Genomic DNA, 15,066 nt, shown 5'->3' with positions numbered 1-15,066 from the left:
ACCTCACCGCCGCGGCCACCCGCCCCTGAGCCCGGCGGATCCCGGACGCGCGGCCCGCCCGCGCCGGAAAACCGGTTGCCTCCGGCGTGGGCGAAGTCCTAGCTTGTGGCCGTCGTCCGTGCATCGGGGAGGAACATACGTGTTCGACGCCGCCGTCCACGCCTATCTCAGGTCGGCCGCCGGGGAGGGGGCTCGCCGGGCCGGGCCGTTCACGGTGCGCTTCGACGAGCACGACGACGCGCTGCCGTTCAACTACGCCGTTCCCGACGACGACGTCGTGCCCACCGCCGGCGAGGTCGGCGCGCTGGTCGCGCTCTTCCACGAGCACGCCCGCGTGCCGCGGCTGGAGTACGTGCCGCAGGCCGCGCCCAAGGTGGAGGCGGCGGTGCTGGCGGCCGGCTTCGAGCCCGAGGGACGCTACCCCCTTCTGGTCTGCACACCCGCCACCGTGGTGGACGCCCCGGTGGACCCCGCGATCGAGGTGGCGCCGGTCACCGCCGACGCCGGCCTCTGGCAGGCCGCCCGGGTCATGAACACCGCCTTCGACGCCCCTGACGCCACCGAGCACGACGTCGCCCGCATGCGGCGCGTCCTCGACCGCGGCGGCCTGGTCGCGGTCGCCACCGACACCACGACCGGCACGGCCGTCGGCGCCGGCCAGATCGGCGGTCCCCACGAGGGGGTGGCCGAGGTCGCCGGGATCGCGGTGGCGGCCTCGCACCGGCGCCGTGGCATCGCCGGCGCCGTCACGGCCCTGCTGACCCGGGCGGGAGCGCCCACGGCGTTCCTCACCCCGGCCGACGACGCGGCGGGCCGGGTGTACGCGCGTGTGGGCTACCGGAAGGTCGGCGAGATGCTGCACATCTCGCTGCGCTGACGCGGGGCTAGCCGACGAGGGTGCACGCGGTGACCGGTCCGGCCGAGACGCGGTCGCTGATTCCCGCCTCCATGCCCATGAAGGAGCTCCGGACCATGAACTCCAGGACGGCGGTCTGACCCAGTCCGACCTTGGACGGGTCGAGGCGGAAGCCCGCGCCGCCGCTCTCCTCTTCGCCGGACTGCGGGGCGGCCAGGCGTACCCCTTCCACCCAGGTTGTCGAGCGGGGCTGGGGTGAGCATCTCTTGCCCTCGGGGATGAAGTCGACGATCGCGTTGAAGCCGCGGGCCCGGAGTTCGGCCTGCAGGCCCTTCGGGTTCTCGGCCTGGTAGATCTTGACGGTGATCGTGCCGTCGGGGTTGTCGGTCACCGCGTAGGCCGGGCCGGTGTTCAGCAGGACGGCCGCGGTGGCGGCGGCCAGGGCCAGCGCCGCCGCGGCGGGGACGAGCAGTCTCCTGCGGCGGCGGGGCCTGGGCGGCCTGCTCGTAGTCCAGACCGGCCCAGACGCACAGCGCCACCACGTCCTGCTCGGGGCGGCGGAGCCGGTCGAACGCCTGCCGTACCGCATGGATCTGGGCCGCGGCGGCGGCGCGGTCGGCGACCTGGTCCGCGAAGTCCGGCACCAGCGCGTCGGGCGGCAGGCGGTCGGCCAGCGCGCGCCGGCGGCGCTCACCGCGCCGCGCGGCGCGCGCCAGGTTGGTCGCGATGCCCAGCAGCCAGGGTCGCAGCGTCCCGCCGTCCGTCTGGATCTTGCGGCGGGAGCGCCACGCCTGCCCGAACGTCGCCGCGGTCACGTCCTCCGCCGTCGACCAGTCGCCCGTCAGCCGGTACGCGTGCGCGTAGACCTGCTGGGCGAATTCGTCGAACAGCGCCGAGAAAGCGTCGTGATCACCCGCCCGGAGGCGGACGCGCAGCGAAGGCTCCACACTGATAACTGTCCGCCAGAGGGCCCCGGGTTCCGTAATGTTCGGGTTCATGAGCTTCGCCGGCACAGCGCGGCCGCGACCCCGCTGGTACCACGCGCAGACCGACCTGGACGACTTCGCCATCATCAGCTACCGGGTGGACGCCGACGCCCTGGCCCGCCACCTGCCCGACGGCTTCACCCCGATGACGCTGGACTTCGCCGACGGCCCCGGCGGCCTGGTCTCGGCCGTGGCGTTCAGGGACCGCGACTTCCACTTCCGGTTCCTCCCGCAGGTCGGCATCGACTGCGGCCAGATCAACTACCGCGCCTACGTCACCGCGAACGGCCGGCCGGGCGTCTGGTTCTTCGGCACGAGCCTCGACCATCCCGTGGTCCTGATCCCGCAGCACCTGTGGGGCATGCCCTGGCGCCGCGACCGCATCCGCATCGGCGCCGACTGGACCGGCAGCCCGGCCCACTGGCGCCTCGACGCCGGCGACGCGCGCTGCGAGGCCGAGGAACTCCCCGAACCGCCCGCCCGCCTGGACGGCTTCGCCGGCGAAGCGGACTGGCTCGAACGGCTGACCCACCCCATGGACGGCTGGTACCGGCGCCGGGACGGCGGGGTCGGCGTCTATAGCATCTGGCACCCGGTCATGCGCCCCCGCTACCTGACGGCGCGCTCGGCCCGGTTCCCGGTGTTCGAGCGCCTCGGGCTGATCACCGCGGACGCCGCCCCGCACTCGATCCTGGCGCAGCGGCATCTGCCGTTCGACATCCACACCCCGCCCCGCCGTCTCTGATGCCCCTTCGGTCAGCGACGCGGGCAGCTGTAGGGCCACGACATCGCGGTGATCGTGTGCGTCGCCTGGAACGTGCCGCGCTGACCGGGAAAGACGCACCGCTCCACGAGCACCACCGACCCGCCCTGGCGCGGATCACCGTTGGTGTAGGAGGTCTCCAGCCGCCTGACACCGCTCGTGGCGTCCGCGGTACCGCAGGAGAGCGCGAGCGCGCCGGCGAGAACGAACGGGGCGGCTCTCATGACGTTGCGCACAGCGACAACACTGCGGGGATCATCTCCCGCCGGGTACCTCGCACATCAGAGGACGGTCAGCAGCGGGTGAGCCACTGGTGGGAGCGCGCCATGTAGGTCCCGGCGAGATTGCCCTGCGCGTGGACCGAGGTGCAGCCCTTGCGGCGCTGATGGTCGCGCTCCATGTAGAAGGCCAGGGCATGGTAGGGGTCCAGCTCGTTCGCGTTGTTGAACACCGACTTGATCGGCCGGGTCAGCGCCCACTCACAGCGCCCAGGCCCGGCCGCCCAGTCCTTGCTGGTCTCCGTCCAGCTGCACATCTCACCTTTGCCGTCGTTCTCCGAGAAGAAGCACGCGCTGTTCTCGGGACAGCGGTAGTACCCGGTCGTCCCCGGCTGCTCCCGCAGACCCGCGGCGCCGAAGCCCGCGAGCGCGCCGACGACCAGCGCGGCGGCGGTGACCGCCAGGAGCCGCGGACGCCTGCGCCGCCGCGGGGTGGTCGCGGCGGCGGCGGACGCCACTCGGGGCAGCAGGGCCGCGCTCGTGTGCGCGGCGCGCTCCTCGTGGGTACGCGCCAGGCAGTCGCGCACGATCTGCCGCCAGGGCTCGGGCAGATCCGGGGACAGCCGGATCCGTTCGGCGCCCCGGCCGTAGGCCTGCACGGCGTCCCGGCGAGCGGCCGGCGTACCGCCGGGAAACGGGTGCGCGCCGGTCAGGAGGAGATGGGCCATGATCCCGAACGCCCAGACGTCCGCGCTGGGCCGGATGACCTGGCCCCGCTCGCCGATCTCGGACCAGAGCAGCTCCGGCGCGGTGTAGTCGGGGGTGGAGAACGCGGGCGCGTAGGCGTGCGTACCCTCCATCTCGGCGGCCAGGTTGAAGTCGCCGAGCCGTACCGAACCGTCCGCCATGAGCAGCACGTTGCCCGGCTTGAGATCGCCGTGCACCCACCCGGCGGCGTGCAGGTCGGCCAGGCCCTCGCAGACCTGCGCCAGCACCACCGGCCCGCCCGGGACCGGCGCCGGCGCGACGAGCGAGATGAGGGAGATCAGCGCGTCCAGCGAGCTCTCCGCGCGTTCCAGCACGAGGACGGTGGCGCCGTCCAGCTCCGGCTGTCCGGCGTCGTCGACGACCAGGGTCTGGAACATCCGGATCAGGCGCGGGCGGCGCAGGGTGCGGTGGAGATCCACCTCACGGCGTACCAGGTCCTGGTAGTGGCGCAGCCGGCGCGGGGTGCCCGTGCCCGTGGGCAGGAACTTCAGCGCCGCCACCGCGGGCAGGTCGTCCGACGCTCCCACGCGGTGCGCGAGATACACACTGCTGAACGCCCCGGTGGCCAGCGGACGGCGTACCTCCCAGTCGCCGACCCGATAGCCGGAGGGGACCGGGACGGCGAAGAGCCCGCCCGGCTCCCCGATCACGTCGCGGCCCCGTCCAGCAGCGCCAGGTCGTCCTCACCGGCCAGATCGAACCGCAGGGCCAGCGAGACGAGCGTCGCCTTCTTGCTGTGCAGGCGGGATCCGCGGTCCGCGGTCTCCGGTGCCGGCTTCAGCCGTAACTTGACGGCCAGGTAGTCGATGTTCCACTGCACGGACGTCCGTGACGCGTCTGGCCACGTGGGCCGTAAGCGCCGCACCAGCTGCTCGACGGTCGGCGGCGGCGTGTGCAGTTCGCCCCGCAGCCGCGACTCGCACAACGCCACCAGAACCAGGAAGTACCGCGTGCCGCGGTCCAGCGGGAACGCCGGCGTGGTGAGCGCACCCGCCAGCTCGCGATCGTCCACGGTGCGGTAGTCGTGCCGCGGCGCCCACACGTCGAACCCGAGCAGTTCCTCCCCCGCGGGCAGCACCACCCGGGAGAACTCGAACGGCACCGGCGCCTCGGCCCGCCCCGGAGCGATCTTGATGTGCTCGCCCGCGCCCTCGGGGTTCTCCACCACGTACGTCTGGCGACGGCTCAGATTGCTCAGCGTCCAGAAGGTGCCGGTCGCCGTGACCTCTCCGGCGACCCTGGACACCCCGCCGTGGGCGATCGTCAGGTGGGCGCCGGTCCCCGACGGAGCCCGCCCGAAGACCAGCGTCTCCCCCGGCGCCAGCCGGATCTGCTCGTCCGGCCCCGCGCAGCCCTCGGGCACGACGATGATGCTGAACATCCACAGCCCCTTCCCCGCGGGGGAATGGCTCCCTCACTGAGGTCTGGTCCGTTTCAGCGTAGCCGTGGAGATCGAACGCGCGACACCGCTACTCCGTGATGCGGACGTTGCGGAACGAGACGGTGTCACCCGTCCCGTGGTTCTGCAGGCCGATGTGCCCGTCCTTCAGCGAGCGTGCCGGGTCGGCGTTGGTGTAGTCGTTGATCTTGACGCCGTTGAGGAAGACCTGGACCCTTTCGCCCTCGACCTTGATCTCGAAGGTGTTCCACTGGCCGGGCGGGTTCAGGGCCCTGTCCCGGGCGGCGATGTCGGCCGCCTTGAAGCCGTAGACCGAGCCCGTGGTGCGATCCGCCGCGTCGGTGGCGTCGATCTGGATCTCGTAGCCGTTGTTCACCGCCGACCACGGGTCGGTGCTGGCGGGGAAGCCGATGAAGACGCCCGAGTTGTCGTCGCCGGCCATCCTCCAGTCGAGCTTCAGGGAGTAGCCCCCGGTGTACTGCTTGGCCTTGTACCAGTACAGGCCCATGCCGCCGGTGGAGGTCAGGGTGGCGTCGGCGTTGGTGAACGACCCCGGTCCCGCCTGCTCCCAGCCGGTGACCGAGCCGTTGTACAGGGTCGTGTAGCCGGTCTCGGGCCGGCAGTCCGCCTGGGCGGCGCCCATGGCGTACGCGATGCCGCCCTTCAGGTGCTGCAGGAAGGCCGGCTCGGAGTAGGACGCGACCGTGTGGCCCAGGCCGGTGTAGAACGAGCGGCCGCCCTGGTAGACCTTGCACCAGGAGATCGGGTGGTCGCCGCCCATGGTGCCGCCCGTGTAGGAGGTCTCGTCCAGGGTGGCCAGGACGCGGGCGGCGGGCCTCGGGTTGGTGCGGAAGTTGTACCACTCGTCGGTCCTGGTCACGGTGGCGCCCAGGTGGGCGGTGGCGGGGTGTGCCCGGTCCCCGACGTTGATCCTGGCCTGCTGGATCGCGGGGTGGGAGGCGAACCAGGCGCCGGCCAGCTCACCGTAGAAGGGCCAGTCGTACTCGGTGTCGGCGGCCGCGTGCACGCCGGCGTAGCCGCCGCCGCTCCTGATGTAGCCCTCGAAGGCGGCCTGCTGCTGGGCGTTGAGCACGTCGCCTGTGGTGTTGAGGAAGACCACCGCCTTGTAGCCGGCCAGGTTCGCGCCGGTGAAGGCGGCCGGGTCCTCGGTGGCGGTCACCGCGTAGCCCATGTTCCTGATCGCCTGGATGCCCGCGGGGATCGAATCGTGACGGAAGCCCGCCGTACGGCTGAAGACCAGCAGGTCACCCGCCGCCGGCGTCGGCGGCGAGAACCGCTGGGCAGCACCGCCGTTGCACGCCCTGATGACGAGTTGCGCGCGGTCGGTGGCGTCCAGGCACTTGCCCAGCGCCTTGAACGCGCCCGCGTCGACGGTCCACTTCTGGGCGGCGGTGGCGTTGCAGGTGTAGATCTGCACCCGGGTGCCGTCGGCGGGGTTGGCGCCGGCGACGTCCATGCACTTGCCGAGCGCCTTGACCGTTCCCGGGCCGGGGTCGATGGTCCATCGCTGGGCCGCGGACTGGTTGCACGCGTACATCTGCACCTTCGTGCGGTCCGCCGGGTTGGCGCCGGCCACGTCGACGCAACCGCCGGGTCCGCCGATCGGGCCGGTGACGGGCTGGGCGACGGCCTCCCTCGACAGCGTGAAGGAGTCCACGTCGAACAGCGCGCCCGTTCCTCCGGTGAAGACCAGGAACAAGCCGGTGGTGGCCGTGGTGAGGCCGGTCAGCGCGGCGCGCACGTCCACGAACGTCTCCCAGCTGCCGGTCTGCGGTACGGCCACCCTGCCCGCGACCGGTCCGGTCTGCGAGCCTGTGCGGATCTCGACGGTCCCGCCCGCGCCGCCGGAGGAGACGCGGAACGTGGCCGACCTGGCGGCGCTGAGCTCGTACGGCGTGAAGGAGATCCAGTCACCCGCGTGGATGTCGCCGACCGTCTTGCCGCCCTCGGCCGCCGCCTTGTTGTACACCCCGATGCCGGAGGCGTTGGTGTAGTGCTCGGCCTGCCGGTGCCTGGGCTGGAGGGTGACGGACTTGCCGGTGGTCAGGTTGCCGTCGTCGGTGTAGGAGGCGTTGAACACGGCGAAGATGTTGGCGGCGCTGTCGTGCTCGCCGTCGGTGGGGATGGTGAGCGTGCCCTCGCACCCGTTCGTGGAGGTGATGGGGTGGCCGTGGCTGTCGTGGCCCAGGACGTACGACACCAGGACGGTCGCGCAGTCGACGGCCCCGTCCTCCGGGTCGGTGACGGTGACCTTGAACGGCACCGTGTCGCCCCACTCGAACAGCTGGCCCTCGCGCGGCAGCTGGAAGGTGATCGCCGGTGCGGTGTTCCCGACGGTGATCGGTACGCTCGACGTGCCCGAGTTGCCCCCCGGGTCCTCGACGACCAGGGTGGCGGAGTGGGTCCCCTTCGCCGTGTAGGTGTGCGTGGGGTTGGGCTCGGTGGAGGTGGCGCCGTCGCCGAAGTCCCAGGCGTAGGTCAGCGGCTGGCCGTCGGGGTCGGCCGAGCCCGCGGAGGAGAAGGCCACGGTCAGCGGCGGCTGGCCCGAGGTCTTGTCGGCGGCCACCCGGGCGACCGGGTTGCGGTCGCGGCCCTTCACGTACTCGATGCGGTAGAGGGCCGAGTTGGCGTCGCCGCCGAAGTAGCCGGTGCCGTAGTCGAGCACGTAGAGCGCGCCGTCGGGCCCGAAGGCCAGGTCCATGACCTGGGTTCCGGTCCACGGGAACGCGGAGATGTGGTTGTCGGCGAGGCTGACGGCCTTGATCCACCGGCGACCGAACTCGCCGAGGAACACCATGTTGTCCAACTCTTCCGGAAATTTCACAGCAGAGTTGAGCAAGGGGTCGTAATGGTAGACAGGTCCGCCCATGGGTGACTCGGACCCCGTGCCGAACTCCGGCGGGCTGCCCGCGTCCCCGCCGTACCTGATCCACGCGGGCAGCGCGGCGGGCAGCGTGCTCAGGCCGGTGTTGCGGAAGGAGTTGTTGGCCGGGCCGCCCGCGCAGTCGTACGTGGCGCCCGACGGCCCCGAGGGGAAGGTGTACTCGTTGTAGGTCTCGGCCGCGGTGTTCGTCCCCGTGCAGTACGGCCAGCCGTAGTTACCGGTTCTGCCGACCTTGTCGAACTCCACCTGCCCGGAAGGCCCGCGACCGGGGTCGGTGCTTCCCGCGTCGGGTCCGTAGTCGCCGACGTAGATCACCCCGGTGGTCTTGTCCACGCTCATCCTGAACGGATTCCGGAACCCCATGGCGTAGATCTCCGGCCGGGTCCTGGCCGTGCCGGGGGCGAACATGTTCCCGCTCGGGACGACATAGGCCCCCGTAGCCGGATTTACCGTGATCCGGAGGATCTTGCCGCGTAAGCCGTTGGTGTTGCCCGCCGTACGCTGCGCGTCGTAGGCCGGATTCCGGTTGGTCCGCTCGTCAAGCGGCGCGTACCCGGCCGAGTCGAACGGATTGCTGTCGTCCCCGGTCGACAGATAGAGATTGCCCTGGGCGTCGAAGTCGATGTCTCCGCCCACATGGCAGCACATGCCCCGATCAGCCGGAACGTCCAGGACCTTCTTCTCGCTGGCCACGTCCAGCGTCCAGTCGGGCTTGACGGTGAACCTCGACAGGCGGTTCACCCCCTGCCAGGCGCTCCAGTCCGTTCCCGTCGCGGGAGCGTCCCCGGCGGGAGTGGACAGCCGGGGCGCGTAGTAGAGATAGATCGTGCGATTGGTGGCGAAGCCGGGATCGGCCGCGACCCCTTGCAGCCCTTCCTCGTCGTGGTTGTAGACGCTGAGCGCGCCCAGAACCTTGGTGTCTCCAAGCCGGTCCGTACGCCGGAGCGTCCCGTCACGGGCGGTGTGGATCACCGACAGGTCGGGCAGGACGGCCATGCTCATGGGCTCACCCATGTCCGGCACGCCCTTGGCGAGCTCGACGCGCTGGTAGTCGGCGGGATCGATGGCCTCGTGGGCGTACGCGGGCGCGACGGCCCAGGCCGAGGATAAGACGATGGCGCAGAGTAAGACCGTGCCTTGACGAATCATGCCGGTGTCCATTCGCAGGGGGGTGGCGAAGTTTCGCGGCGCTGCGCCGTAATGTAAGTCGGTTCTCACATCACGTCCATCACTTTCGCCGCAAATCGACAGAAGTCTGCCTTCACCCCAGGAAAAGCCGAAAAGTCAGGCGTGTCCGGGCTCTTTCGCCTCCTGCCCCCGTGGGACAAAATCAGTGTTCTCCGTCGAGTGTCGGCATCGACAAGGGGATGAGCACGTGACCCAGCCCGGTACGGCCGCCGCCCCGGGGCGGACTCCCGCGTGGCGCTACGCCATAGGGATGTTCGGCACCTCGATCCCGATCAACATGATCAAGGGATCGATGATCTTCTTCTACGTCGACATCCTGGGGCTCGACGTCCGCGCGTACGGCGTGGTCATGGTCGTCTACGCGGTCATCGACGCGCTCGACAACCCGCTGCTCGGCCACCTCTCCGACCGCACCAGAAGCCGGTTCGGCCGGCGGCGGCCATGGCTGCTGATCGGCGCGCCGATGCTCGCGGCCTGCATGATCGCCTTCTTCTCCGCGCCCAGCTCGCTGGAGGGTTTCGGCCTCGTCCTGTGGTTCGCGGTGTTCGCGATCCTGTGCGAGGCGTTCGACTCGATGCTCAACGCCAACTACGGCGCCCTGCTCCCCGAGCTCTATCCGCGCGAGCGCGACCGCGCCGTCGCCAACAGCCTGCGCCAGGGCTTCCAGCTCGTGGCCCTGGTGATCTCGCTCGCGGTCACCCCCTTGCTCACCACGCAGGTGTTCGGCACCGAGAAGTCCACCGAAGGCTTCCAGACCACCGCGATCATCTACGGCGCCATCGCCGTCGTCGTGATCGTGTTCATGGCGCTCAGCGCCCGCGAGAACCCCCGCTACTCCACGCAGGAGAGGCTGCTGCCCAGCCTGTGGTCGATCGTCCGCAACCCGATCTTCTGGAAGGTCGGGCTCACCGGCGCCTGCTACGGCGCGGCCATGGCGCTCGTCCTGGCCGGCATCCAGCTGTACGTGCGCTACTCGCTTGGCCTCCCCGTCGCCAACGCCCTCTACCTCCAGGGCATCGTCATCCTCATCTCCGCGCTCGGCCTCGTCGTGTGGACGCGCGTCATCGCCCGCCGCGGCGCCCTGTGGGCCTGGCGCCTGTCCTTCGCGATCCTCGCGGCCAGCTTCGCCGCCCTGTTCTTCGCCACCGACCTCGTCACCGCCGTCGCCGCGGGCGCGCTCGTCGGCGCAGGATGGTCGGGCATGCTCGCGACGAACGACCTCATCGTCGCGCGGGTGCTGGACGCCGACGCCGCACACAACGGCGAGCACCGCGAAGGCCTGTTCCTGTCCGCGTTCGGCTTCTTCGGCCGCCTGAACGGCATCGTGACCGGACTCGCGCTCACCTCGCTCGGCGTGTTCTTCGGCTACAACTCCGGCAACGACCCCGGGGCCGACCCGGGATTCGCGTTCCGCGTGTACCTGTGCGTGTACCCGTTCGTGCTGACCACGATCGGCGCGGTGGCCGCACGATTCATCTCGATCCCGCCGGCCCCATCACCCGAGCCCGGCTCTCCCGGCTCTCCCGGCTCTCCCGGCTCTCCCGGCTCGGAGGAACCCCGATGACCCGTCGCGTCGTCATCACGGCCGACGATCTCGGCCGGGAGGCCGGGACGACGGAGGTCATCATCGCCCTGCTCGCCGAGGGGCAGGTCAGCGCGACAACCCTCATCCCCGTCTCGCCCCACGCCGACCAGGCCGCCGCCCGGATCCGCGACCTCGGCCTCGTACCGCGCCTGCACGTGACGCTCACCAGCGAGCACGGACTCCCCCGCTGGCGCCCCCTCACCGGCACGACCACCCTCCCCGACCCGGACGGAACCCTCACCGACGACCCCTTCACCCTCGGCGCCCGAGGCGAGACCGAGGACGTCATCCGGGAAGCGGACGCGCAGTTGCGCTGGATGCACGACCGCGACCTCCCGCCCGTAGCCGCCGACTCCCACTCCGGCACCTTGTACGGCCTGCACGGCCGATCCTGGCTGCCCCCGGCGCTGAAGTGGTGCGCGCACCACGGCCTGGCCTTCCGGCTGCCCCGCGACGCGGAGCCGTACTTCGGCGGCCCCCTGCCGCCGGAGCCGGCGGCTGCCCACGAGAGCGCCGTCACCCTCGCCGACACGCTCGGCGTGGCCATCCCGCAGACGATCGCGACCAACCGCCGGACCGCTGCCGAACTCGGCTCCTACGAACGGCTCCGGGATGACTACCTGCGCCGTCTGGCCGACCTTCCCGAGGGGACGAGCGAGCTGTTCCTGCACCCGTCCGGTGAGGACGCCGTGAACGGACCCGACGGAGTCGTGCGCACCTGGGAGACCCGGTTGCTGCGTGACCCCGCCTGGCACAAGGCCCTTGAGAGCGAGGGCGTCGAGGTCGTCGGAGGCTGGTGGTAGCCGCCTCACGCAGGGACAGGGGAGGCGGCGAACCGTCGGGACGTCAGGGTGCGTTGAGCGAGCAGATGCCGGCCGGCCGCCGTTCGGCCCACGGGCGCAGCTGGCGCGGACCTCTACTGTCGAAGGCCGGTCGTCTCGGGACCGGCCGGGACGGCGGTGGTTCGAGACCATGTCCAGGCGGAGCGCAGGATGAAGGCCAGGAGCAGCACCTCGATTCCGATGGAGAGGCCGTAGAAGAGGGCCCAGTCCCAGGACTCCCCTACCGCGTTGAACACCGAGTACGGGATGTAGAGCGATGCGACGACGAGGTTCGTGGCGCGGTTCACCCGGGCGGGCAGCGTCATGGAGAGCATCACCATCACGGCCGGGATCGCCACGGACGCGAGCATCGCGGTCAACAACGTCGGGCTGATGTCGAACTCAAAGACGACGCCGGCCCGGATGTTGTCGACGGTGCCAGGCTTGTAAAGGTGGAAGTAGTCGACGTAGATGTAGAGGAACATGAAGCTGGTCCATGCGGCGGCCAGTTTGACCTGCACGGGGACCGGCGGGTTGGCGAGCAGGTTCGGGGCTTTCGTCCGGACGGTCATAGGTTCTTCCTTCGAGAGGAGCGGTCCGTCCGCCGGGGTGGCGGCCGGTTGGGGCGTACATACGCACGGGGTTGGGTCGTGCTCGTCGGTCCGGCCGTCAGACGGTGACGACGACCTTCCCCCCGGGGTGGCCGACCGCGAGGTAGCGGAGGGCGTCGGCTGCTTCGGCGATCTGTACGGCGAAGCGGCGCTGGCCGCCCCGACGTGCCCGTGACCAGCACCGTCTGGCCCGGTCGAACGTTCGCGATCATGCGCGATGCCTGCAACGCCGCCATGTACCGAGGCCGCGCCCACCTGGACGAGCACATCGCCTCGACCGGACAGCGGTAGCCCGGCCTCGGACGAGTCGAGCACTGGGGGGCGGCCCGCATCGTCGTCGCCCCGGGCGTGCTCCGGCCTTCGATCGCCGTTCGATTCCCACACGAACCTCCTCACGCCCGAGCCGCGACCCTCGCCGGTTCGTACACTGTACTTCGTACGCCGTACTACGGTAGTACGCTGTACGATGGCCGTACGCTGAACGATTGTCAAGCCGTTCGAGGGAGCGAGGAGACCCGTTGCCTGCAAGGGAACGCCGCCAGGTCGCGTCGGATGCGGGGCTGAGCAAGAAGCGGGTGGTGGTCGAGGCGGTCCGGCTCGCCGACCGCGAGGGGGTCGGCGAGCTGAGCATGCGCCAGCTGGCTCGCGCGCTCGGCGCGGGCGCGATGTCGCTCTACCACTACGTGGCGAACAAGGAGGACTTGCTGGACGCCATGATCGACGTCGTGTTCGAGGAGATCGAGCTCCCGCCCGAAGAGACCGACTGGCAGTCGGCGATGCGACGTCGGGCGGCATCCGCCCGGCAGGTTCTCGCACGTCACCCGTGGGCGATCGGCCTGATGGAGTCACGGACCTCGCCGGGGCCCGCCAACCTCCGCCACCGCGAAGCGGTCACCGCCTGCCTGCGGAGGGCCGGCTTCCCGGTCTTGATGGCGACGCACGCCAACTGGCTGCTCGACAGCTACGTCTACGGTTTCGCCCTGCAGGAAGCCAGCCTGCCGTTCGACACCGTCGATGAGCTCGCGGACATGACCGAGGACGTCTTCCTGCCCCAGCTTCCTCCTGACGAGTTCCCCTACCTCAACGAGTCCGCCGCGGTGCTCGCCGCCGCCGGCTACGACCCGGCGGAGGAGTTCACCTTCGGCCTCGACCTCGTCCTGGCCGCCCTCGAACCCCTGAGAGTGCCAACGTGAGCCTCCGTCCATGATGTCGTTATGTGATCGTCTGGATTTGTAGTGGCACCGCCCGTCTGCGGGTCCAGTTGCGCTGGGATGGCGCGGCGACTTGAGCGCATGCCGTACCCGAACGACTGAGCCGACTCCCAGGGCATTGATCGAACCGGTCCCCACGGTATGGAAGGCGGCGCGCCCCTCGGTCAGCGGCCACTCCATGACCCGCTGCGCTGGCACCCGCACGAGAAGAAGGGCCGATGAGCCGACCCGGGCCCGGTCGTGCTGGACACCCAGAGCGTCCACGTCGCGGCCGGCGTCCCCGCCACCACGACCGGCCGGGACGTCGCCAAGAAGGTGCCGGACGTAAGCGGGGCCTGGCCGTAGACGTGCCGGGCCTGGTCATCGCGGTCGTCGTGCCCGCGGCCTCAGCGCACGAGAACCCGGCCGGGATCGCCCTGCCGGACCGCACCAGCACCTTCGATGCCGGGCAAAACCGCGCAAGCCATGCGCCGAAGGCGCGGACGATCAAAACGCCCGAGCGCAGCGAGGACCACATACCAGGGCGGGATCCAACCGCCCAACCGGGCAACGGGTGGGGCCCCAGAAGAACGCGCGTAGCACCATGCCCTTGGCGAGAAAGAAACGCCCGGCCGGAGGGAGGACCTTCAGGGGGCGAGCTTCAGCTCGACCGGAGAAACGCCTGGAACACCAACGCGCGAAGCGCGCCCATGTGAAAGACCTTGCCTGTGGACCTCATCGTCGCCTACTCGAACACCAGGTTTCAGGAGATGACGCTGCACCAGCCGATCGTCCGCTGAAGAGGGCTGACCATGCCTGACCGGTCGGGCATGATCCTTCCTGGGAGACGAACCTCTTGCGCTAGCCTGTCGCTCCGTGCGGTCGCGTCACGGCGATCACGTCCACCAGTCGTCCCAAGCCGTCGAAGTCCTTGGGGTTTGCCGTGAACAATGGCAGTTCATTGCTGGCGGCCGTAGCAGCGATCATCAAGTCGGCGGTCCGGCTCCGTGGCTGTCGGCCTTGCGCGTACACCACGGCGCAGAGCTGCCCGAACATCCGGGCCGCCTCAGCGTCGTACGGCAACGGATCGCCGAACGCCGCCTCGGCATGCTGGAGCACCGCGACTCTTCCGGCACGCTTGACCACATCATCGGTGGCGTACGGGCCACGTGACAGTTCACCGAGTGTGACAGCCGTGATCGCCGACTCCATAGGTAGTTCGGCGGGATTGAAGAATTTAAGGGCGGCCACGATGTTCGTGTCCAGAACGCCCCGCTCATGTCGGCTCACAGGCCGGTCCCCTCGAACGGATCACGCAGGTCATCGTCGATCGCCGTGTCCAGATCAGCCCGTACCTCGTCCCAGTCAACAGCCGGGGCGGTAGCGAAGACGCCCTGCGCCTCGGTTGTAGGAACGAATCGGCGACGTTTGATCGGCTTCACTTCGGCGAGCGGCTCACCGTTGATCGTCAGAATGTAGCGCCTTCCCTCACGCAAGCCGCGCGTGACGCTACCGGAGTCGTTGACGAACTGGCGCACGCTCACCTCAGTCGGACGAGACCTCTGAGCATCCATACCTCGACCATACCCCGCGGTACCACGGCGTACCACGGATCGCTAAGTGGTTCACCGGTTCGAGCAGCCAAAACAGGCTCCAGCGACGTCTCGCCGCTGCTGCCATCAGCTCTCGGCCTGTGAGTTCAGCGTCTTGCGCCCGCATTCCAAGCGCCAGTTCAGCGCCTCCGACGACTGAACTTGCTGACTGAACGCGCAAACC

At 70.1% G+C, this 15,066-nt stretch carries 13 protein-coding genes; 5 read left to right on the top strand and 8 right to left on the bottom strand.

The window, feature by feature from the left end; translation table 11 throughout:
- The first annotated feature begins 139 nt into the window (after positions 1–139).
- Positions 140–877: a GNAT family N-acetyltransferase gene (locus ACIBI5_RS00580; protein ID WP_397241711.1), complete on the top strand. Its 738-nt coding sequence runs from the start codon at positions 140–142 to the stop codon at positions 875–877.
- Here the strand turns inward: ACIBI5_RS00580 and ACIBI5_RS00575 are convergent.
- Positions 835–1,854: an RNA polymerase sigma factor gene (locus ACIBI5_RS00575; RefSeq protein WP_397241709.1), complete on the bottom strand. Its 1,020-nt coding sequence runs from the start codon at positions 1,852–1,854 to the stop codon at positions 835–837. The two genes, ACIBI5_RS00580 and ACIBI5_RS00575, sit on opposite strands and share 43 nt — an antisense overlap.
- Here ACIBI5_RS00575 and ACIBI5_RS00570 point away from each other — a divergent pair.
- On the top strand, positions 1,853–2,587 hold the full coding sequence (locus ACIBI5_RS00570) for a DUF2071 domain-containing protein (RefSeq protein WP_397241707.1): 735 nt from the start codon (positions 1,853–1,855) through the stop codon (positions 2,585–2,587). The two genes, ACIBI5_RS00575 and ACIBI5_RS00570, sit on opposite strands and share 2 nt — an antisense overlap.
- Before the next feature lie 11 nt (positions 2,588–2,598).
- Here ACIBI5_RS00570 and ACIBI5_RS00565 read toward each other — a convergent pair whose 3' ends face one another.
- The 4 genes from ACIBI5_RS00565 to ACIBI5_RS00550 form a co-directional block, all read right to left on the bottom strand.
- The gene (locus ACIBI5_RS00565; RefSeq protein WP_397241705.1) at positions 2,599–2,841 is read right to left on the bottom strand and encodes a hypothetical protein; all 243 of its coding nucleotides are present in this window, start codon (positions 2,839–2,841) and stop codon (positions 2,599–2,601) included.
- Between the two features lie 56 nt (positions 2,842–2,897).
- Complete coding sequence (locus ACIBI5_RS00560; RefSeq protein WP_397241703.1) at positions 2,898–4,241, bottom strand: protein kinase; 1,344 nt, start codon at positions 4,239–4,241, stop codon at positions 2,898–2,900.
- A complete protein-coding gene (locus tag ACIBI5_RS00555; protein WP_397241701.1) occupies positions 4,238–4,972 on the bottom strand; it encodes a hypothetical protein in 735 nt (244 codons plus the stop codon). Before ACIBI5_RS00555 ends, ACIBI5_RS00560 begins: the two co-directional genes overlap by 4 nt.
- 88 nt (positions 4,973–5,060) lie before the next feature.
- A complete protein-coding gene (locus tag ACIBI5_RS00550; RefSeq protein WP_397241698.1) occupies positions 5,061–9,044 on the bottom strand; it encodes a ThuA domain-containing protein in 3,984 nt (1,327 codons plus the stop codon).
- 226 nt (positions 9,045–9,270) lie between these two features.
- Here ACIBI5_RS00550 and ACIBI5_RS00545 point away from each other — a divergent pair, with 226 nt between their 5' ends.
- Both ACIBI5_RS00545 and ACIBI5_RS00540 read left to right on the top strand, forming a co-directional pair.
- Entirely contained in the window at positions 9,271–10,647 is a 1,377-nt protein-coding gene (locus ACIBI5_RS00545; RefSeq protein WP_397241696.1) for an MFS transporter, read from the top strand.
- A complete protein-coding gene (locus ACIBI5_RS00540; protein WP_397241694.1) occupies positions 10,644–11,471 on the top strand; it encodes a carbohydrate deacetylase in 828 nt (275 codons plus the stop codon). Before ACIBI5_RS00545 ends, ACIBI5_RS00540 begins: the two co-directional genes overlap by 4 nt.
- A 113-nt stretch (positions 11,472–11,584) precedes the next feature.
- Here ACIBI5_RS00540 and ACIBI5_RS00535 read toward each other — a convergent pair whose 3' ends face one another.
- Positions 11,585–12,061: a DUF6326 family protein gene (locus ACIBI5_RS00535; protein WP_397241692.1), complete on the bottom strand. Its 477-nt coding sequence runs from the start codon at positions 12,059–12,061 to the stop codon at positions 11,585–11,587.
- Between the two features lie 557 nt (positions 12,062–12,618).
- Between ACIBI5_RS00535 and ACIBI5_RS00530 the strand changes: the two genes are divergently transcribed.
- Positions 12,619–13,293: a TetR/AcrR family transcriptional regulator gene (locus ACIBI5_RS00530; RefSeq protein WP_397241690.1), complete on the top strand. Its 675-nt coding sequence runs from the start codon at positions 12,619–12,621 to the stop codon at positions 13,291–13,293.
- A gap of 858 nt (positions 13,294–14,151) precedes the next feature.
- On the opposite strand, the gene ACIBI5_RS00525 is transcribed toward ACIBI5_RS00530, so the two are convergent.
- Both ACIBI5_RS00525 and ACIBI5_RS00520 read right to left on the bottom strand, forming a co-directional pair.
- Complete coding sequence (locus tag ACIBI5_RS00525; RefSeq protein ID WP_397241688.1) at positions 14,152–14,580, bottom strand: type II toxin-antitoxin system VapC family toxin; 429 nt, start codon at positions 14,578–14,580, stop codon at positions 14,152–14,154.
- A complete protein-coding gene (locus tag ACIBI5_RS00520; RefSeq protein ID WP_397241686.1) occupies positions 14,577–14,828 on the bottom strand; it encodes a hypothetical protein in 252 nt (83 codons plus the stop codon). The genes ACIBI5_RS00525 and ACIBI5_RS00520 overlap by 4 nt, the downstream gene beginning before the upstream one ends.
- Between the last annotated feature and the right edge of the window lie 238 nt (positions 14,829–15,066).

It is taken from the genome of Nonomuraea sp. NPDC050540 (assembly GCF_044457485.1).
In the GTDB taxonomy this organism is placed as follows: Bacteria; Actinomycetota; Actinomycetes; order Streptosporangiales; family Streptosporangiaceae; genus Nonomuraea.
This window is presented reverse-complemented; position numbering and strand designations above follow the sequence as displayed.

Bases quoted from the DNA above. Each gene is read 5' to 3' on its own strand.
- ACIBI5_RS00570 (WP_397241707.1), top strand. From the start codon at position 1,853: ATGAGCTTCGCCGGCACAGCGCGGCCGCGACCCCGCTGGTACCACGCG.
- ACIBI5_RS00575 (WP_397241709.1), bottom strand. From the start codon at position 1,854: ATGAACCCGAACATTACGGAACCCGGGGCCCTCTGGCGGACAGTTATC.
- ACIBI5_RS00555 (WP_397241701.1), bottom strand. From the start codon at position 4,972: ATGTTCAGCATCATCGTCGTGCCCGAGGGCTGCGCGGGGCCGGACGAG.
- ACIBI5_RS00550 (WP_397241698.1), bottom strand. From the start codon at position 9,044: ATGATTCGTCAAGGCACGGTCTTACTCTGCGCCATCGTCTTATCCTCG.
- ACIBI5_RS00540 (WP_397241694.1), top strand. From the start codon at position 10,644: ATGACCCGTCGCGTCGTCATCACGGCCGACGATCTCGGCCGGGAGGCC.
- ACIBI5_RS00535 (WP_397241692.1), bottom strand. From the start codon at position 12,061: ATGACCGTCCGGACGAAAGCCCCGAACCTGCTCGCCAACCCGCCGGTC.